Annotated in this window: 20 protein-coding genes; 7 read left to right on the top strand and 13 right to left on the bottom strand. The window is 69.1% G+C overall.

The window, feature by feature from the left end; all coding sequences use genetic code 11:
- Positions 1-70: 70 nt before the first annotated feature.
- A complete protein-coding gene (gene dacB / locus ISP17_RS16370) occupies positions 71-1603 on the top strand; it encodes a D-alanyl-D-alanine carboxypeptidase/D-alanyl-D-alanine endopeptidase (RefSeq protein WP_404635023.1) in 1533 nt (510 codons plus the stop codon).
- 9 nt (positions 1604-1612) lie between these two features.
- Here dacB and ISP17_RS16365 read toward each other — a convergent pair whose 3' ends face one another.
- From ISP17_RS16365 to ISP17_RS16340, 6 genes are all read right to left on the bottom strand, one after another.
- Positions 1613-2095: a glutathione peroxidase gene (locus ISP17_RS16365; RefSeq protein ID WP_404635021.1), complete on the bottom strand. Its 483-nt coding sequence runs from the start codon at positions 2093-2095 to the stop codon at positions 1613-1615.
- A gap of 235 nt (positions 2096-2330) precedes the next feature.
- Positions 2331-3518, bottom strand: coding sequence for a nicotinate phosphoribosyltransferase (gene pncB, locus ISP17_RS16360; RefSeq protein WP_404635019.1), 1188 nt, complete (start codon positions 3516-3518; stop codon positions 2331-2333).
- Between the two features lie 339 nt (positions 3519-3857).
- The gene (locus ISP17_RS16355) at positions 3858-4886 is read right to left on the bottom strand and encodes an aminopeptidase (protein WP_404635396.1); all 1029 of its coding nucleotides are present in this window, start codon (positions 4884-4886) and stop codon (positions 3858-3860) included.
- 105 nt (positions 4887-4991) lie between these two features.
- The gene (locus ISP17_RS16350; RefSeq protein WP_404635017.1) at positions 4992-5495 is read right to left on the bottom strand and encodes a hypothetical protein; all 504 of its coding nucleotides are present in this window, start codon (positions 5493-5495) and stop codon (positions 4992-4994) included.
- A gap of 93 nt (positions 5496-5588) precedes the next feature.
- Positions 5589-6398 (bottom strand): histone H1-like repetitive region-containing protein, encoded by an 810-nt coding sequence (locus ISP17_RS16345; protein WP_404635015.1) that lies wholly within the window; start codon positions 6396-6398, stop codon positions 5589-5591.
- 193 nt (positions 6399-6591) lie between these two features.
- Positions 6592-7200, bottom strand: coding sequence for a rhomboid family intramembrane serine protease (locus ISP17_RS16340; RefSeq protein ID WP_404635013.1), 609 nt, complete (start codon positions 7198-7200; stop codon positions 6592-6594).
- Between the two features lie 101 nt (positions 7201-7301).
- Between ISP17_RS16340 and ISP17_RS16335 the strand changes: the two genes are divergently transcribed.
- The 3 genes from ISP17_RS16335 to ISP17_RS16325 all read left to right on the top strand — a co-directional run bounded on the left by ISP17_RS16335 (position 7302) and on the right by ISP17_RS16325 (position 9929).
- Positions 7302-8513: an NAD(P)/FAD-dependent oxidoreductase gene (locus tag ISP17_RS16335; protein WP_404635011.1), complete on the top strand. Its 1212-nt coding sequence runs from the start codon at positions 7302-7304 to the stop codon at positions 8511-8513.
- A gap of 67 nt (positions 8514-8580) precedes the next feature.
- Positions 8581-9471 (top strand): PhzF family phenazine biosynthesis protein, encoded by an 891-nt coding sequence (locus ISP17_RS16330; protein WP_404635009.1) that lies wholly within the window; start codon positions 8581-8583, stop codon positions 9469-9471.
- Entirely contained in the window at positions 9468-9929 is a 462-nt protein-coding gene (locus ISP17_RS16325; protein WP_404635007.1) for a YaiI/YqxD family protein, read from the top strand. The genes ISP17_RS16330 and ISP17_RS16325 overlap by 4 nt, the downstream gene beginning before the upstream one ends.
- A 110-nt stretch (positions 9930-10039) precedes the next feature.
- Here ISP17_RS16325 and ISP17_RS16320 read toward each other — a convergent pair whose 3' ends face one another.
- Together ISP17_RS16320 and ISP17_RS16315 are read right to left on the bottom strand one after the other, a co-directional pair.
- Complete coding sequence (locus ISP17_RS16320; protein WP_404635394.1) at positions 10040-10951, bottom strand: NAD(P)-dependent oxidoreductase; 912 nt, start codon at positions 10949-10951, stop codon at positions 10040-10042.
- A gap of 60 nt (positions 10952-11011) precedes the next feature.
- Positions 11012-12193, bottom strand: coding sequence for a BaiN/RdsA family NAD(P)/FAD-dependent oxidoreductase (locus tag ISP17_RS16315; protein WP_404635005.1), 1182 nt, complete (start codon positions 12191-12193; stop codon positions 11012-11014).
- A gap of 176 nt (positions 12194-12369) precedes the next feature.
- On the opposite strand from ISP17_RS16315, the gene ISP17_RS16310 reads away from it, so the two are divergent.
- Positions 12370-12852 (top strand): YajQ family cyclic di-GMP-binding protein, encoded by a 483-nt coding sequence (locus ISP17_RS16310; protein ID WP_404635003.1) that lies wholly within the window; start codon positions 12370-12372, stop codon positions 12850-12852.
- 12 nt (positions 12853-12864) lie between these two features.
- Here the strand turns inward: ISP17_RS16310 and ISP17_RS16305 are convergent, their stop codons facing one another.
- From ISP17_RS16305 to ISP17_RS16295, 3 genes are read right to left on the bottom strand one after another with little or no spacing between them, the layout of a single operon-like run.
- Entirely contained in the window at positions 12865-13371 is a 507-nt protein-coding gene (locus ISP17_RS16305) for a hypothetical protein (RefSeq protein ID WP_404635001.1), read from the bottom strand.
- A gap of 10 nt (positions 13372-13381) precedes the next feature.
- Positions 13382-14077: a DUF1345 domain-containing protein gene (locus ISP17_RS16300; protein WP_404634999.1), complete on the bottom strand. Its 696-nt coding sequence runs from the start codon at positions 14075-14077 to the stop codon at positions 13382-13384.
- Positions 14078-14114: 37 nt separating this feature from the next.
- A complete protein-coding gene (locus tag ISP17_RS16295; protein WP_404634997.1) occupies positions 14115-14405 on the bottom strand; it encodes a GNAT family N-acetyltransferase in 291 nt (96 codons plus the stop codon).
- 157 nt (positions 14406-14562) lie between these two features.
- On the opposite strand from ISP17_RS16295, the gene ISP17_RS16290 reads away from it, so the two are divergent.
- The gene (locus ISP17_RS16290) at positions 14563-14988 is read left to right on the top strand and encodes an OsmC family protein (protein ID WP_404634995.1); all 426 of its coding nucleotides are present in this window, start codon (positions 14563-14565) and stop codon (positions 14986-14988) included.
- A gap of 32 nt (positions 14989-15020) precedes the next feature.
- On the opposite strand, the gene ISP17_RS16285 is transcribed toward ISP17_RS16290, so the two are convergent.
- Positions 15021-16091, bottom strand: coding sequence for a 3-deoxy-7-phosphoheptulonate synthase (locus tag ISP17_RS16285; protein ID WP_404634993.1), 1071 nt, complete (start codon positions 16089-16091; stop codon positions 15021-15023).
- 327 nt (positions 16092-16418) lie between these two features.
- Here ISP17_RS16285 and ISP17_RS16280 point away from each other — a divergent pair, with 327 nt between their 5' ends.
- A complete protein-coding gene (locus ISP17_RS16280; protein ID WP_404634991.1) occupies positions 16419-17357 on the top strand; it encodes an oxygenase MpaB family protein in 939 nt (312 codons plus the stop codon).
- Between the two features lie 82 nt (positions 17358-17439).
- On the opposite strand, the gene ISP17_RS16275 is transcribed toward ISP17_RS16280, so the two are convergent.
- Positions 17440-18615, bottom strand: a complete 1176-nt coding sequence (locus tag ISP17_RS16275) for a GGDEF domain-containing protein (RefSeq protein ID WP_404634989.1) — start codon at positions 18613-18615, stop codon at positions 17440-17442.
- Positions 18616-18754: the final 139 nt, after the last annotated feature.

Below are 18754 nucleotides of genomic sequence, written 5' to 3'. Positions count from 1 at the left end.
AAGATCCAAGCCTAACAGATCGACCCTTTTCGACCTGCACGGCGCGGCCCTTGTCGCCATACTGCAAGCCATGCACCGACTCATTTCCCGGGCCGCCGCGCTCGTCATCGCCCTCGCCATCACACCGGTTTCGCGCGCCGCATCGGCGTCGCCCACCGCCGTTACGCCAAACGCCTCGATCGCATCGTCCATCGATGCGCTGATCCGCTCGCCGCGCTTCGCCGCCGCCAGCTGGGGCATCAAGGTGGTGTCGCTGGACAGCGGGCAGACGCTCTACGCCCACGATGCCGACCGGCTGCTCGAACCGGCCTCCACCGCCAAGCTGTTTACCGCCGCGCTGACGCTGGATCGCCTGGGCGCCGACCAGCACACCGCGACCCGGCTGCTGGCCAAGGGACCGATCCGCCGCGGCCGGCTGGACGGACCGCTGGTGCTGTACGGCATGGGCGATCCCACGCTGGGCACTTCGGCCAGTCCGGACTGGGCCGATCGGCTCGCCGCACAATTGCCGGCGCACGGCATCCGTCGCGTGCACGGCGACCTGGTCGCTGACGACACGTATTTCGCCGGCCCGCCGATCGGCTCGGGCTGGGAAGTGGGCGATCTGCTCGGTGCCTTCGCCGCGCCCGCGGCGGCGCTGAGCGTGGACGAGAACAGCGGCTGGCTCACCCTCACACCGGCCGCGCACGCCGGTCGCGCCGCCGACGTCGCGATGGATCCGCCGCTGGCGATTCCCGCCATCGACAGCCGCCTGATGACCGGTCCGGCGAGCAGCGCCAGCGACCTCAATCTCTACCGGGCACCGGGCAGCGACACGCTGTACGCCTTCGGCAGTCTGCCGGCCGGCAGCGCGCCACGGCGCTTGCGCGTGGCGATGAGCGACCCGGCACGCGTCGCCGCCGAGCAATTGCGCGAAGCGCTCGCCCGCCACGGCGTCAGGCTCGATGGCCGGGTGCGCATAGTGCACTGGCCGCAGGACGACACCGCCCTCACCGCTGGCGCCACCCTGGTCGGCGAGATCGCCTCGCCGCCGCTGGGCGAGATCCTGCGCAGCGGCCTGAAGCGCTCGCAGAACCTCTATCTGCAGAACCTGCTGCTGATGGCAGGCGTGCAGGCGCAGACGCTGGCCATGCAGTCGGACGCGCCCCCCACCGGCTTCACCAGCACCGAAGTCTGGGGCCTGCGCGCGCTGCGCGAGCTGCTCGACCGCATCGGCATTCAGCCCGCCGACGCGCGACTGGAGGAGGGCAGCGGCCTGTCGCGTCAGAACCTGGTGACCGCCTCGGCGATGGTGCGGCTGCTGCAATACCTCGCGGTGCAGCCCTATGCGGCGAGCCTGCGCGACATGCTGCCGCTGGCCGGCGTGGACGGCTCGTTGATCGGCCGCATGCGCGGCACGCCGGCAGCCGGCAACGTGCAGGCCAAGACCGGCTCGATGACCTACGTGCACGCACTGGCCGGCTACGTCACCAGCGCAACGGGCCAGCACCTGGCCTTCGCGATCCTGCTCAACAACTACGAGCCGGCCGCAGGCGATCCGCCGGCCAGCCACGAGCTCGACGCCATCGCCGAACGGCTGGCGAGCGACACCGCCCGGCCCTGAGCGGCGCGATCAGCCGAGCTGCGCGGCGATCTCGCGGCCGATCTTCTCGGGCGTGTCGGTCGGCGCGTAGCGCTTCACCACCTGGCCCTGGGCATCGACCAGGAACTTGGTGAAGTTCCACTTGATCGCCTCGCTGCCGAGAATCCCCTTGCCCTCGCTCTTCAGCCACTGGTACAGCGGATGCGCACCGGCGCCGTTCACCTCGATCTTGGCGAACATCGGGAAGCTCACCTCGTAGCGCGTGCTGCAGAAGTTGCGTATCTCGGCCTCGTCGCCCGGCTCCTGGTGACCGAACTGGTCGCAGGGAAAACCCAGCACCACCACGCCCCGATCGCGCATCTCGCGCCACAGCTTTTCCAGCCCGGTGTACTGCGGCGTGAATCCGCACTTGGAAGCCACGTTGACTACCAGCAGCGTCTTGCCGCGGAACTCGCCCAGCGAACGCTCGTTGCCGTCGATGTCGCGGGCGGTGAAGTCGTAGATATCGGTCATGTCCTGTCCCTCGTGTGGCTGGCGGGTCGCGGATGCGGCCGCCGGCATATGGTTATGAGAAATCGCCGTATGGCCGTCCGTTCGACGCCGGCTATGGTGGGTGCCTGGCCACCGGTCCTGCGCCCATGCCCCTGATCATTTCCGCCCTCGCGTGCGTCGTCTCGCTGCTAGTGCTCGCCTGGCCGGCGCTGAAGCGCGCCGACCGACAGGATACGCACACCGCCCCGTCGCGGACTCAACCGCCGGCCTCGGCCGGGATCTCGAACACCTGCCGCAGATAGGCCACATAGGCGGCGTCATCGCACATGTTCTTGCCGGGGCTGTCACTGAGCTTGGCCACCGGCTGGCCGTTGCAGCGGACCATCTTGATCACGATCTGCAGCGGCATCGGGCCCACGTCGTTGGTGAGGTTGGTGCCCACGCCGAAGGCAAGCTGGCAGCGCCCCTGGAAGTGCGCGTACAGCTTCATCACCTGCGGGATGTCCAGCCCGTCGCTGAACACCAGGATCTTGCTGCGCGGGTCGACCCGGTTGGCGCGGTAATGCGCCAGCACCCGCTCGCCCCAGGCGAACGGGTCGCCCGAGTCGTGGCGGGTGCCGTCGAACAGCTTGCAGAAGTACATGTCGAAATCGCGCAGGAACGCGTTGAGGCCGTACACGTCGGACAGCGCGATGCCAAGGTCGCCGCGGTATTCGCGCGCCCACGCTTCCAGCGCGGCCACCTGCGAATCGCGCAGGCGTGGTCCCAGCGCCTGATGCGCCTGCAGGTATTCGTGCGCCAGCGTGCCCAGCGGCGTCAGGCCGAGCTGCTTTGCCAGCGCCACGTTGCTGGTGCCGGCCAGCTGCGGACCCAACTGGTCGCGCAAGGTCGTGACCACCTCCTCGTGCCAGGCGCGCGAGAACCGCCGGCGGGTGCCGTAGTCGGCGATGCGGCAGTCGGCGTAGCCGGGCGTCTCGCGCAGCAGGGCGATCTTGGCGGCCAGGCGCTCGCGTCCCACCGACAGATCGAGCTGCGGCTGGGTATTGCGGAAGTACACCTCGTTGACGATCGCCAGCAGCGGCACCTCGAACAGGATCGTGTGCAGCCACGGCCCGCGGATGCGGATCTCGATCTCGCCGTTGGCCCGATCCGAAGGGGTGATTTCCACATACTTGGCGTTGAGCTGGAACAGGCCGAGAAAGTCGACGAAATCGCTCTTGATGTAGCGCCAGCTGCGCAGGTAATCCAGCTCGTCGGCGGTGAAGCGCAGCGTGCACAGCTGCTCCAGCTCGCCACGGATCTCGTCGATGTACGGCACGAGGTCCACGCCCGGATTGCGACACTTGAAGCGGTACTCCACCTCCGCGCCCGGGTACTGGTGCAGCACCACCTGCATCATCGAGAACTTGTACAGGTCGGTGTCGAGCAGCGAGCGGATGATCATCGGCGGGTCCATGCGGAAGCTCTGCGATTATCGGCGCGAATCGCGCCGCGGGCATAAAAAAACCCCGGCAGCCAGGGGAGGGGCATGCCGGGGTTTGTCAGGTCGGCGATCCGGGGGAGGAAGGGGCCGACCCCTCAGTGGCTCGTTGTTCTGGACCACTTCCTGTCGCCGTCACGGCGATACGACCCCTTTGTGTGGATCGCGCCGGAGAAGTTCAAGGGCGTCGACAAAAATATTCAGCTGCCGTGCGGTCAAGGCGTCAGCTTCTTGCGAGAGGGGCATTCTTGCGGGACACGCAGCGGCTTGACGAAAAACTGGCGGCCGTCCGCGCTTCCGGCGTCACCGGACCGCAGCAGCCGGCGCGTCCAGCGCTCGCAACGCCTGCTCGCGTGCGGCCGGCCGGAGTCGCGCCAGTGCCCGCACACGGCGATAGAACAACGCCCAGTTGCGGTCCGCCTGACGGAACAGCGCGGCGAATGCCCCGGTCCAGCGGTCGTACAGCCCGAAGGGCAGCAGCCGGGCATTGTTGATCGGCGCGGCGACCCAGGCGTCGTAGCGGTGATCGCCCGGAAACGCGCGGTCGCGCCATGCGGCGTAGTCGCGACGGAAGGCGGCGATGTCCTCGCGCTTGCGGGCCGCGAGCGTCGCTTCGTCGCCGCCACGCGCATAGTCGCTCCGCAGTCGCTCGCGCAGTGCCAGCACCTGCGCGGTGAAGCCCGCTTCCATCGCCCGCTCGCGATCATCCGGAGGCGGCAGGCCGCGCGACTGCCGCCATTGCCTCACCCCCTCGCGCTCCACGAAGGTGGCGAAGGACTCGTTGAAGGCCGTATCGCCCTTCAGATATACGCGCTGGTGGGCCAGCTCGTGGAAGATCGTGCCGGCGAGCTCGTCGTCGTCCCAGCGCATCATCGAGCTGAGGATCGGGTCGGCGAACCAGCCGAGCGTGGAATAGGCCGGGACCGGCCCCACCCAGACATCCAGCCCCTGCCCGCCCAACTGCGCGGCGCGCTGTTCGGCCAGCGCCTGGCGGAAGTAGCCGCGGTACGCCACGCAGCCGGCAAACGGAAAGCACTGCGGCACCGCCTCCACCGCGTAGCGTGGCGCGGCGAACACGTTCCACGCGACGTAGGGCCGGTCCAGCGCCACGTAGCTGGTGTAGCTGCGATTGTCCGGCAGGGCCAGCTGCGCGGAGGCGAACGCTCGCGCCTGCATGGCGAGCGTGAGGCGTCGGGCCAGCTGCGGCGGGGTGCGCGGATCGGCGATGACCCGCGGCAGCGGTTGACGCTGGTGCAGCAGGCGCAGCTGGCCGCGCGTGACGTGGCCGTAGTAGCGAACGCTGCTGCAGCCGCTGGCCACCATCGCGAGCATGACGAGTGCGGCAAGACGGCCGAGGCGCCGGATCGGTTGGCGAAACGAGAGAGACGAAGGCATCAGGGACGTTCGGGAGGATCGCTCCGGAACGTCCATCCTGCCTCAACGGTGGTCGTGATCGCGATCGCGGCGACGACCGTCACGGCGATCGCCGCCTCCGCTGCGGTCGCCATCGGAGCGGTGATCGTCGCGGCGCGAATCGCGTCCGCCCCCATCGCCGCCGCGACCGTTCCATCCGCTGCGATCGTCGTGTACGCCGCCGTTCCACGAACCTGCATGGCGGCCGTCGTCGCGGTGGTCGTCGCGGTCGCGGTCCCGCTGGCGATAGTCGTGGTCGCGATGGCGATATCGATCGCGCGAGCCGCCGTACCATGTGGTGCCGACGCCGATGCTCACGCCGCCCGGGTACGCGTAACCACCGTAGTAGTCCGGCGAGTAATAGCCCGGCGCGTAGTAACCGTCGTCGTAGACCGTGGTGCTGCGCCCGTAATAGGCGTCGCCGCCGTAGCCTCCGCCACGCACGTAGCCGTAGTCGGGAGCGACGTAACAGCCGCCCAGCAGGGAGGAGGCGATGACCACCGCACCACCCAGCAACCATTTCTTCATGACACCGCTCCGGAGACGAAAGGGCGCGACGTGCGACCGACGCTCACGCTAATCCCGGCCGATGAACGCGCCCTGATTCGCTCCGGAACCGGCTCATCCCTTGCTGCGCTTGCCCTGGTCGCCGCGCTGGTGCGCCACCGCGGCAGGTGCCGTGGCCGTCACGGGTGCGTCGGCATGCATGCTCGGACCACCGGCCGGATGGGCGGACTGATCGGCGCCGGGCCAGCTGGGGCCCTGACGATCGCGCTCGTGCTTGGCGTCGAGCAGCGCCTGGATGTGCGCCACCGCTTCCTCCGGGCTGATGTGCCGGACCGGTGCCGCCTCGGCCGGCGTCGCGCGCGGAGCGCTTGCCGGCGCAGCAGAGTTGGCCTTGGCCGGACGGCGTGCGGCCGCCGGAGCAGCCGGGGCGCGCTTGGGTGCCGGTACGGTGACGCCGGGCTTGCTCGCTGCGGGCTTGCTCGCTGCGGTCTTTGGTGCCGCGAGCTTCTTTGCCGGCATCGCGCGGACGGCGGTCTTGCCGACCGGCTTGGCCGGAGTCGCGACCTTCCTGGTGGCGGTCTTTTTGGCGGCAGTCTTCGTGGCGGCGGGCTTTTTCGGCGCCGCCTTCTTGACCGCGGGCCGCTGGGCGGCGGCCTTTTTCGCCACCTTCCTTACGGCTGCCTTTTTCACGGCAACCTTTTTTGCCACCTTCTTGGCCGCCGCTTTCTTCACGGCCGCTTTTCTGGCGGGTGTTTTTTTGGCCGCGACTTTCTTTACGGCGGTCTTTTTCGCGGCAGCCTTCTTCGCGACCGGCTTCCTGACCGTCGCCTTCTTCGCTGCAGCCTTGCCCGCCGGCTTCTTCTTGCCGACGGTGGATTTCTTTGCCGCGGACTTCTTCGCGGCCGACTTGCGTGTCATTGCCATGCGTCTATCTCCTGCGGTGATCGGTGAAGTGGTGCTCGTGACGGGCGGCGCTTCCGATCGGTGCTCTTGATCGAAGCCGGCGCTCGACGCTCACTCCTCGGCGAGTATTGCGCCCGCCCCCGCGCCTGTCATGGGCGACCGCCGCATGCCGTTGTGGATTCATCCATCTCGCCGCGGCGGTGTGGCCCTGCGGTCACCCGGCACCGGGATGGGACAGCGCATAGAGAAAATGCGACAGCGTGCGCGGCTCGATCAGCAGCGTGAAAGCCACGCCGTAGGCCGCGCCCCACAGATGCGCGCTGTGGTTGACGTTGTCCTGGCCGCGCTTGTCCATGTAGATCGAGTACGCCGTGTAGAGCAGACCGTAGATGATTGCGGGCAGCGGCACCACGAACACGTAGATGCGCGACCACGGCGCCAGCAGCACGAAGGCGAACAGCACGGCCGATACGGCGCCGGAGGCTCCCAGGCTGCGATACCGTGCGTTCGTGCGGTTCTTCAAATAGGTCGGCAGGATCGAGACCACCAGCCCGCCCATGTAGAACAGCAGAAAGCCCAGCGCACCCAGGCGCGCCGCGTAGAACGGCTCCATCGCCCGGCCGAAGAAGAACAGCGTGAGCATATTGAACAGCAGGTGGCCGAAATCCGCGTGCACCAAGCCGTAGGTCACCAGCCGGTAGTACTCGCGGCTGCGCTGGATGGCCGGCGGCCACAGCAGCAGGTCATCCATCAGCTTGCCGTTGTTGAGCGCCATGAACGAGACCACGCAGGTCACGGCGAGAATGATGAGGGTGATCGTCATGAGGTCCATCGGTAGTCGAGACTGCCGGCCATCTTGGCGGGCGGCACGCACGCTGTCGACCGTGACGCACCCTTGACGGCCGGCATCGGCATGCTGCGTGGATGGATACCAAAAGCGGCTACCCGTGGTGGACAGTCAGCAACGGGCTGATCGACGACTTCCCTGCCCTCACGGCCGACGCGCAGTGCGAGGTGGCGGTGATCGGCGCGGGCATCACCGGCAGCCTGATGGCCCATGCGCTGGCCGAGGCCGGCATGGACGTGCTGGTGATCGACCGCCGCGAGGCTGGCTGGGGCAGCACCGCTGCCAGCACCGCGCTGCTGCAGTACGAGATCGATACGCCGCTGGTGGAGCTGATCCAGCGCTACGGCGAGACGGCCGCGCGCGCCTACCAAGCCTGCGACGAAGCGATCGACACGCTGGCCGGCATTGTCGCCGGGATGGGCGTGCCGGTGGGTTTCCGCCCCTGCGGCAGCCTGTATTTCGCCAGCAAGCGGCGACACGTGGCGGCACTGAAGCGCGAGTATCAGGCGCGCCAGCGGCACGGCCTGCCGGTGGAGCAGCTGGACAGCGCCAGCGTGCGCGAACGCTTCGGCATCGACGCGCCGCTGGCATTGTGGACGCCACATGCGGGCCGGCTCGATCCGTACCGCTTTGCCCGCGTGATGCTCGGCCAGCTGCGCGAGCGCGGTGTGCGGGTGCACGACGCCGGCGGCGTCGAGGACTGGACCGCCGAACCGCAGGAGATCCGCCTGCGTTTGGCCAACGGCGGCCAGGTCCGTTGCCAACATCTGGTGGTGGCCGCTGGCTACGAGACCCAGCGCTGGCTCAAGCAGCGCGTGGCGGTGAACCACTCCAGCTACGCGCTGGTGACCGAGCCCATGGACGTGCTGCCACTGCAGCTGGAAGACAACGTGATCTGGGAATCGGCGCGGCCGTACGTCTATCTGCGCGCCACCGACGACCGCCGCATCATCATCGGCGGCGAGGATGACCGCCTCGACCTGCCCGCCAAGCGGGCCGCCGTGCTGCCGCGCAAGGTGGAAAAACTGATGAGCCGGTTGCGCGAACTGGCGCCGGACAGCCGGCCGGAATTGGCGTTCAGCTGGGCCGGCACGTTTGCCGAAACCGACGACGGCCTGCCCTTCATCGGCAACGCGCCGGGCCACGATCCGCGCGTGCACTTCGTGATGGCCTACGGCGGCAACGGCATCACCTACAGCACCATCGCCGCGGCGATGGTGCGCGACGCGATCCAGGGCAGGCGGCATCCGCTGGACGCGCTGTTCGGCTTCGGTCGCTTGGCAGGCTGATCGGGCCTGCGTGATCGCCCGGCTATCATGGCCGGCCCAAGGCGCCGGTCGCGCCGGATCGAGCCCGATGGACACCTTTCGCTACCTGCATCTGGACGTCTTCGCCGCCAGCCTCGGCGGCGGCAATCACCTGGGCGTAGTCACCGACGCCCGCGGCTGGAGCGACGCGCAGATGCAGCGCTTCGCCCGCTGGACCGACCTGGTCGAAACCACCTTTCTGCTGCCGCCGACCGAACCGTCGGCCAGCTACCGCGTGCGGATGTTCACGCCGACGAAGGAGATCGCCTTCGCCGGCCATCCCAGCGTGGGCAGCGCACACGCCGTGCTCGCCTGTGGCATCGCCGCACCGCGCGACGGCCTGCTGTGGCAGCAATGCCAGGCCGGCGTGCTGCCGATCCGCGTCGAGGGCTCGGGCGACGATCGCCAGCTGCTGCTGCGTTCGCCGGCCGCCGCCGTGCTCGCCATCGGCAACGACGCGCACCCGCTGCTGCGCCCTGCCCTCGCCGGCGTGACGACGGGGGGACTGCCGCCGGCCCTGGTCGACGGCGGGCGGCGCTGGTGGGTGGTCGAATGCGCCGACGAAGCCACCCTGCGTAGCTGGCAGCCCGATCACGCCGCGATCGGTGAGCTGGGCCGTGCCAGCGACAGCATGGGCATCTGCGCGTTCGCCCGCAGTGCGTCGTCTAACGGAAATTACCAACTGGCGGTGCGCGCGCTCGCCTCCGGCGCCGGCATCGTCGAGGACCCGGCCTCCGGCGCGGCCAACGGCCTGCTCGCCGCCTACCTCGCCCACGCCGAGCCGCACAGCTCGCTGGCTCGCGGCTACGCGGTGAGCCAGGGCCGTGAGATCGGCTACGACGCGCGCCTGCTCGTGCACATCGACGCCGACGGCGCGGTGTGGGTGGGCGGACGCACACACACGATTGTCGATGGCACCCTGCGCTGGACGCCAGCGTGAGCGAGACGCAGATCTGGGTGGACGCCGACGCCTGCCCGGTGCCGGTGAAGGAGATCCTGTTCCGCGCCGCCGAGCGCGCGCAGGTGCACATCACCCTGGTCGCCAACCACGCGCTGCGCACGCCGCCCTCGCGCTACGTGCGCAGCGTGCAGGTCGCGGGTGGCTTCGACGTGGCGGACGACGAGATCGTGCGGCGCGTGGCTGCGGGCGACCTGGTCGTGACGCAGGACATCCCGCTCGCCGCGCAGGTGCTCGACAAGGGCGCGCAGGCGGTGAATCCGCGCGGCGTGCCGTTCACCTCCGACAGCATCGCCCAGCAATTGTCGATGCGGAACTTCATGGAGGAGCTGCGTGGCACCGGTGTGGACACCGGCGGCCCCTCTGCCTTCCATCCGCGCGACCGCCAGGCGTTCGCCAACCAGCTCGACATCTGGCTCAGCCGGCGCGCCACCCGCTGAGATTTCATTCGTATAGGAGCCCGCTCGCGGGCGATGCTCTTGGCTTTGAACTTGGCTTCAGAGCGAGGGCATCGCCCGCGAGCGGGCTCCTCCAAGTGAAGCCGCGTCGCTCAGACGTCCTCGCGCTTATCGAGACCAGCGCGCCGCGCCGCCACCAAGGCCAGCGCCGACCAGTCCAGCGCTTCGCCGCCGTGGGCCAGCGCGTCGAGGAAGTTGTCGCGCAGCACGCCGGCGAACGGCATCGGCACGCGCGTGGCCTCACCGGCGCTGAGCGCCAGCCCCACGTCCTTCAGGCCCAGCGGCATGGCGAAACCGGCTGGACTGTAGCGCTCCTCGGCAATCAGCTTGCCGTAGCCCTGGTAGGCCGGCGAGGCAAACAGCGTCGAGGTCATCACCTCGAGGAAATCGGCCGCGCCCACGCCGTGGGCCCGGGTCAGCGCGGAAGCCTCGGCCATCGATTCGATCGCCGCGGCGAGCATGAAGTTGCCGGCGATCTTCACCACGTTGGCGCGTTCGGGCGTCTCGCCCATCGGCCACACCCTGGCGCCCATGGCGTCCAGCAGCGGACGCACCTTGTCGATCGCCGCCGCCTTGCCGGCCGCCACGATGTTGAGCCTGGCCGCGGCGGCCGCATCCGGCCGGCCGAACACCGGCGCGGCGACGTACTCGAGCCCGCGCGCCGCGTGCGCCTCGGCCAGCTCGCGGGCCAGCGCCACCGAGATGGTGGCGTGGTTCACGTGCACGGTGCCGGGGTCCATCGCGTCCAGCAGGCCGCTGTCGAGGAACACGGCGCGCACCGCCTGGTCGTTGGCCAGCATCGAGCACACCGCATCGCCGAGCACGGCGCGATCGGCCGTCCGGGCGACTTTCGCACCCAGCGAGGCCAACGGCTCGGTAGCGGCCTCCGAGCGGTTCCACACCGTCACGCCGTGGCCGGCGGCGAGCAGATTGCTCGCCATCGCACTGCCCATGGCACCCAGACCGATAAAACCGACTTTCATGCGGGTCTCCTTGCGGGGAATCAGCCGCGCATGAAAGCACGCGCTGCGTTCAGTCCTCGCGAAGCGCGGCCCGTTGCCGCGTCAGCCGGCCACTTCGCCCGCCGCGTGGCCCGAGGCCCACGCCCACTGGAAGTTGTAGCCGCCCAGCCAGCCGGTGACGTCCACCACCTCGCCAATGAAGTACAGGCCGGGCACGCGCCTGGACTCCATCGTGGTCGAGGAGAGCTCGTTCGTGTCCACCCCGCCCAGCGTGACCTCGGCGGTGCGGTAGCCTTCGGTGCCGCTGGCGGTGATCGGCCAGTCGTGCAGCTGCTTGCCGATGTCGGCCAATTCGGCCTCGCGGTACTGGCGCATCGGCCGGCTCTCGAACCACAGCTCGCACAGGCGCTGCGCCAGGCGCTTGGGCAGCAGCTCACCGAGCACGGTCTTGAGTTCGGCCGCAGGGCGATCGGCGCGCTGGCCGATCAGCCAGTCGCCGGCGTCGACGTCGGGCGACAGGTCGATGCGCAGGTCGTCGCCTGGTTGCCAGTAGCTGGAGATCTGCAGGATCGACGGGCCGCTAAGGCCGCGATGGGTGAACAACAGGCCGGCACGAAAGGCCTGCCGGCCGAGTTTCGCCTCGCTCACCGGCAGGGCGAGCCCGGCCAGGTCCTGGTAGCGCTCCTGGTGCTTGCCGCTCAAGGTCAACGGCACCAGCCCGGCGCGGGTCGGCAGCACCGTGTGGCCAAACTGCTTCGCCAATTCGTAGCCGAAGCCGGTGGCTCCCATGCTGGGAATCGACAGGCCGCCCGTGGCCACCACCAGCGACGTGGCGTGCACCTCGCCCGCAGCGGTGCCCACGCGAAAGCCGCCCTCGACCTTGCGTACCTGGTTTACCGCGCAGCTGGTGCGCACTTCCACGCCCGCTGCCGCGCACTCGTCCAGCAGCATGCGCACGATCAGCTTGGAGGATTCGTCGCAGAACAGCTGGCCGAGTTCCTTTTCGTGGTACTTGATGCGGTGCTTCTCCACCAGCGCGACGAAGTCCCACGGCGTGTAGCGCGCCAGCGCCGACTTGGCGAAGTGCGGGTTGGCCGAGAGGAAGTTCGCCGGCGTGGTACCCATGTTGGTGAAATTGCAGCGCCCGCCGCCGGACATCAGGATCTTCTTGCCGGGCTTGTTGGCGTGATCGACCACCAGCACGCGCTTGCCGCGCTGGCCGGCGGTGATCGCGCACATCAGGCCGGCGGCCCCGGCGCCGATCACCAGCACGTCGACATTCATGGGCGGTCGCTCGTGGTCGGGCTGAGGAGAAATCGGCGGCTGTGGCTGAATGCGGGCATGAGGGCACTGGATTCCAGCGTGCGCTGGAATGACGGGTCGTGGAGGCGGGCGGGGATTATCCCATGCGGCGACTGGCTTACACTGGCGATCTTCCCCTCACCGCCCGAGATGCCGCCATGCCCTCCTTCGACGTGGTTTCCGAAGTCGACAAGCACGAGCTCACCAATGCCGTGGACCAGGCCAACCGCGAGCTCACTACGCGCTTCGACTTCAAGGGCAGCAACGCCAAGTTCGAACTGGACGACCTGGTGATCACGGTGGTGGGCGCCAGCGAGTTCCAGCTCAAGCAGATGCGCGACATCCTCACCACGCGCCTGTCCACCCGCAAGATCGACCTGCGCGCGCTGGACATCGCCGATGCGGAAACCAACGTGGTCGGCTCGCGGCAAAAGATTACCGTGAAGCAGGGCATCGAGCAGCCGGCCGCGAAGAAGCTGATCGCCGCGCTGAAGGCGGCCAAGCTCAAGGTGGAAGCGCAGATCAACGGCGAGAAGCTGCGCGTCACCGGCAAGAAGCGCGACGACCTGCAAGCTGCGATGGCGTTGCTGCGCAACAGCGACGCCGACGTGCCCCTGCAGTTCGACAACTTCCGCGACTGATGCTCGCCGATCTCAACCGCGCTGGCGGCGCCACAGTCTCCACCGGTTGAACCACGGCAGCAGGATCATCGCGACGCCCAGCCAGCCCAGCACTTCCCACGGCGTGCCATAACGCGGATGGTCGCGCTCGATACTGGCCACGGTGGCGACCACCAGCGCGGCGAAGAACTGCACGTGCTCGGCCCACAGCCACGACGGAATCGGCCGCAAGTCCAACGGCAGCTCCACCCGGATCGCCTTGCGCCGCATGACAAAGCGCAGCTTGAACACCGCTTCCACCAGTAATGCAGCCAGCGCAGCGAGGTAGACCCAGTCGTGCGTCGGACTGGTCTGACCACGGCGGTCGTCAAGCCGGCAAGCCACGACGGTCAGCGTGACCAGTGCATTGAACAGTCCCAACCTGGCCACGATGCGTCGCGGCGGAAACGGCACCACGCGCAGGCGGCCGTCCACCACGCTGCACGCGCGCGGCAGCAGCAGGCGGAAACCCTCGCCGTCCTTGCCGACGATCCCGATCATCCGCCGGGACTCACGCCTGCCCGGCGACGATGTTCACCGTCACCGCGATGATGAACACGTTGAAGAAGAACGCGATCACGCTGTGCAGCAGCACCATGCGCCGCAGCGTGCGGCTGGTGATCTGCACGTCGGAGACCTGGAAGGTCATGCCGATCACGATGGAGAAATAGGCGAAGTCCCAGTAATCGGGCTCCTGCTTGCCGGGGAAGTCCAGCCCCTGGTGCTGGCTGCCGTAGTCGCCGTAGAAGCCGTGCGCGTAGTGCAGCGCGAACATCACGTTGATGAAGAGCCACGCCAGCACGATGCTGATGCCAGCCACCGCCAGCGTGAGCGCACCGCCGCTCTCGGCCGCGTGCAGTTCCGTGCCCAGCGCCATCATCACCACGCCGGTCACGCCGATCGCGCTCCACAGGATGCCCCAACGCCCCGCGTCCTGCCGACGCGCCTGCTCGCGCATGCTGGCCGTGGTGGCGTGGTCGAACAGCCGCCACATGCCACCCAGGAACACCGCCGCGCCCACGTCGAATCCCAGCAGCAGCGCCGGCGCCATCGGCATGCCAGCGCCACCGATCAGCACGGCGCCAACGAACACGAAGATCGCCGCCGACAGGCTGAGCCGCGGACGCGCCCGCAGCGAGCGCCACGGTCGCCAGCCGCGCTCCGGCGATGGCGAAGTGGGCGGGCTCGTCTCATTGTTGGGGTTCATGCGCGGGGTCCGTGTGTGCGTCGGGGGCGGCACGAGCTCAGGCGAGCAGGTCGGCCACGTCCGGATGACGCTGTGCCCAGACCGCCGAGTACGAGCAGGCGGGCTCGACCTTCCAGCCACGCTGGCGGGCCAGCGCGAAGGCCGCCTCGACCAGTGCCGACGCGATGCCGCGCCCGCCGACCGCCGCGGGCACGCCGGTGTGGTCGATCGTCATCACCATGCCACCGGGGCCGCCCAGGCTGTAGACCAATACGCAGCGCTGTCCATCGACGACGGTCTGGAAGCGATGGGCACGCTCGTCGTGCTGGATGTCGAACGGGGCGGTCATGCGCGGCACTCGGTGGCAAAGCGCAAGCATACGGCCTGCGGCGTCGGCGTCACCGCATCGCAGCGATCGCAGGATTTCGCGTTTCGTGAATGTGGCGGCGCGCACGATGCACCGTCGACCGGGCCGGCACGGCTCGCCATGGTGAGGAGAACATCCGATGAAGAAGTCCGCGTCCGCCCACTGGTCCGGCGACCTGCGCACCGGCACCGGCAGCATCTCCACCGAGACCGGCGTGCTGCGCGAGGCGCCGTACGGCTTCACCTCGCGCTTCGAGGACGGCCCCGGCACCAATCCGGAAGAACTACTGGGCGCCGCCCACGCCGCCTGCTTTTCGATGGCGCTGTCGCTGGGACTGGGCGAAGCGGGACTCACCGCCGACAGCATCGACACCAAGGCGGTGGTCACGCTGGACAAGGACGGTGACGGCTTCGCCATCACCGCGGTGCACCTCACCTGCAAGGCCGTGGTGCCGGACGCCGATGCCACCACCTTCGAGCGCATCGCGCAGGCGACCAAGGCCGGCTGCCCGGTGTCGAAGGTGCTCAAGGCGACCATCACGCTGGACGCGACGCTGGAATCCTGACGTCCGATCGGTCGAGCCTGACGACGCTCCGCTCAAGCCACCTGCCGAACGGCCTGCCGGCGCGCGCGCACCGCCTCGGCCAGCCGCGCCAGCACGGCCACCGAGGCATCCCAGTCGATGCAGCCATCGGTGATGCTCTGGCCATAGGTCAGCGGCTGGCCGGGCACGAGATCCTGCCGGCCGGCGACCAGGTGGCTTTCGACCATCACGCCGATTACCCGCGACTCGCCGGCGGCAATCTGCGCGGCCACGTCACCCACCACCGCCGGCTGGTTTTCCGGCTTCTTGGAACTGTTGGCGTGGCTGGCATCGATCATCAGGCGCGGGGTCAGGCCGGCCTTGCCGATGGCGATGCTGGCCGCCTCCACGCTGGCCGCGTCGTAGTTCGGCGCGCTGCCGCCGCGCAGGATCACGTGGCAGTCGCCGTTGCCGGCGGTGGTGGCGATGGCGGTGCGCCCGTCCTTGGTCACGGCCAGGAAATGGTGCGGCTGCGACGCCGCCTGCACCGCGTCCACGGCGATCTTCACGTTGCCGTCGGTGCCGTTCTTGAAGCCCACCGGGCACGACAGGCCGGACGCCAGCTCGCGATGCACCTGGCTCTCGGTGGTGCGCGCGCCGATCGCGCCCCAGCTCACCAGGTCGGCGATGTACTGCGGGGTGATCATGTCCAGGAACTCGCAGCCGGCCGGCACGCCCAGCTCGTTGATGCCGATCAGCAGGCCGCGCGCCAGGCGCAGGCCGCGGTCGATGCGGAAGCTGCCGTCCAGGTCCGGATCGTTGATCAACCCCTTCCAGCCGACCGTGGTGCGCGGCTTCTCGAAGTACACGCGCATGATGATTTCCAGCGCGTCAGCGTGCTTCTCGCGTTCGGCGGCGAGCCGCTGGGCGTACTCGATGGCGGCGCGGGTGTCGTGGATCGAGCACGGGCCGATCACCACGGCAAGACGGTCGTCGCGGCCCTGCAGGATGGCGTGGAGTTTCTCGCGGGTGCGGCTGACCGTGCGATGCGCCACATCAGGGGTGGCGCAATCGCCGATCACTTCGGCGGGCGTACTCAGGCGCTTCAGTTCGCGGATGCGCAGGTCGTCGGTGGACGGATTCATGGGGCGGGGCTCCTCGGGTTCGGGGTCCACTGCGGCCATGAAAAAAGCCGCCAGTGGTGGGCTGGCGGCTTTCAGGATTCGGTGGGATCGGTGTGTTGCCTACGATCGCGCCCCTGGCTCCGCCTGCGGCTTCGGATAGCCATAAAACCAGACGTAAGCGTGGAAGGAGCGGGTCGACATGCGTCTATGGATAGCACATCGCGCCGCCGATGCAAACGTCGAAAATGGCATAAGGCGCAGCGCGTCGCGCACGCGCCACTGGCGCAGGTTGCCGCAGTCCAGCCGCCGCGGCGCGGCTGCCGCATGCGTGGCGGCTAAGATCGCGTGATGCCCACACCCCTGCATCTCGTCACGCGCCCGGCCCAGGCGGCGATCCGTCGCTGGGTGGTGGAAGCCTTTCCGCGCCACGGCGGTGGCGTGGTGGACTACGACGCGCCGGTGGGCGATCCGGGATTGTTCGATCCGGACGGCGCCACCTGGCGCGTCCACGCCGACTTCCCCGGCATGCTGGCCGGCGGCCTCGCCGCGCTGATGCTGCAGACCCTGCATCCGCTGGCCCTGGCCGGCGTGTGGGACCACTCGAACTTCCGCGAGGATCTGGTCGGTCGGCTGCGCCGCACCACCACCTTCGTCGGCGGCACCACCTACGCGCCGCGCGCTGCCGCCGAGGCGCTGATCGAGCGCGTGCGGCATATCCACGACCAGGTGCGCGGCGTGGCGGAGGACGGCCGTCCGTACGAGGCCAACGATCCGGCCCTGCTCACCTGGGTGCACGCCACCGAGGCGTACAGCTTCCTGCAGGGCTACCGTCGCTACAGCCACATCCGCCTGCCCGAGGGCGCGGCCGACCGCTACTACGACGAGTCGCGACGCGTGGCCGAAGCGCTGGGCGCACGCGAGGTGCCGCGCAGCGAAGCCGAAGTGCTGGCCTACTTCCGCCAGGTGCGTCCCACCCTCGCCTGGACCGAGCGCACCCGCGTGGTGCTGGAGGTGCTGGGCAACGTGCGCCTGCCGGTGCCGGCGGCGGGTTTGTCGCGTGACGTGTTTCTGCACGCCGGTGCCGCCCTGCTGCCGGAGTGGGCGCTGCGGATGCTGCGCCGCACGCCGGTGCAGCGCGCGCAGGCGCGCATGGCCGCGCACGCGTTGTGGGCGATGGCGCCGGTGTTCCGCGCCGCGCTCACCGACGGCATCGCCGCGCACGCCTGCCGCCGGCTGGGGCGCGATCCGCGCTCGCTGCATCGCTGGGATGCGCTGAAGGGAGGCTAGGAGCCTGTCGAACTTGGTCGGCCGGGTTGCAAATCCGGCTGCGCGGTCCAGATTTTCGCCTCAAGCAAAGTTCGACGGGCTCCTAGGCGACCAACTCGGCACCGGCCACGACCCGATTGCGGCCCGCGCGCTTGGCGGCATACAGCGCCGCGTCGGCGCGACGTCGCAGCGTGTTCATGTCCCACTCGCCGGGCCCGGCCACGGCCGTGCCGATCGACACCGTCAGCCGCAGGCTCTCGCCGTCGATCTGCAGCACCTCACGCTCCACCGTGCTGCGGATGCGCTCGCCGAGCACGAGCACCCCCTCCGCATCGACGCCCGGCGAAAGCACCAGGAATTCTTCGCCACCGACGCGACCGACGATGTCGTCGGTACGCAGGATGCTCTGGATGCAGGTCACCAGCGACTGCAGCACCTTGTCGCCGCCCTCGTGGCCGAAGCGATCGTTGATGGTCTTGAAGTGATCTGCGTCCACCAGCAGCACGCCCACCGAACCGCGCCAGGCGCGCGCCTCGCGCAGCATGCGCTCGGAAACCTCGCCGATAGCGCGTCGATTGGCCACGCCGGTGAGCGGATCGATGCGCGCCAGGTCGTGCAGCTCGCGGCGCAGGATCTCGTTGTAGAGCAACAGGAACCCGATGCTGGCCAGCAGTGGCTGCATGCCCGAAAGCAGGACATAGAACACGTTCACCGGCGAGGGGGTGACGACCTGATCAGGCGGATTGTCGCCGAACCACAGCGCGCCGTTGCGCCACAGGACCAGCGCCAGCGCCAACAGGTAGACCCACAGCAGCACGCAACGCGCGCGGGTGCCGCCGCCGCGACAGCCCCCCTGCAGCGCCTCGATGTTGAGCAGCACGTTGGCGGCGATCGCCAGCGACCCCCACAGCACGCGCAGGCGGTAATCGGGATACACGATGCCCAGCCACGCCACGCCGGCCCAGCCGAGCACGGCGACCGCCGTGGCCGACTTGATGCGCAGCGGCTTGCCCAGCAGCATCCGGATAGACACCACCACCATTGCCTGCGCGAGCAGGTTGAGGGCATTGCCCCCCATCAGCAGGGCAGCCGGCGAAACGAACGCCTGCAGAGCCAGCACCGCGTAGCCCGCCGCCTCGATGCCCAGCGCAAGCGCGCGCAGGCGGATCGCCATGAGGGTCGGACCGTTGTCGCCGTGCGTACCGGCCCACAGCATCAACCCCAGGGCCAACGCCTGCACGGCGTTGATGAGCGACAGCGTTTCGACCTGAACCGGCATCCTCTCCCCCTCGACCGACCTTCACGGGCATCACGTGCTGCCCGCTCAGTGCCCTACCCTGGCGGCCTGCGCATGGTAACCGTCGCTTCTGCGCTGCGCGAACCTGCGTGCGCGAAACGCGCGCCGGGCCGCGGTTGCC

The organism is Dyella ginsengisoli (assembly GCF_044904665.1).
Classification (GTDB): Bacteria; Pseudomonadota; Gammaproteobacteria; order Xanthomonadales; family Rhodanobacteraceae; genus Dyella_A; species Dyella_A ginsengisoli.
Note: the sequence above shows the minus strand (reverse complement) of the source record. Positions and strands in the feature narration are given on the sequence as shown.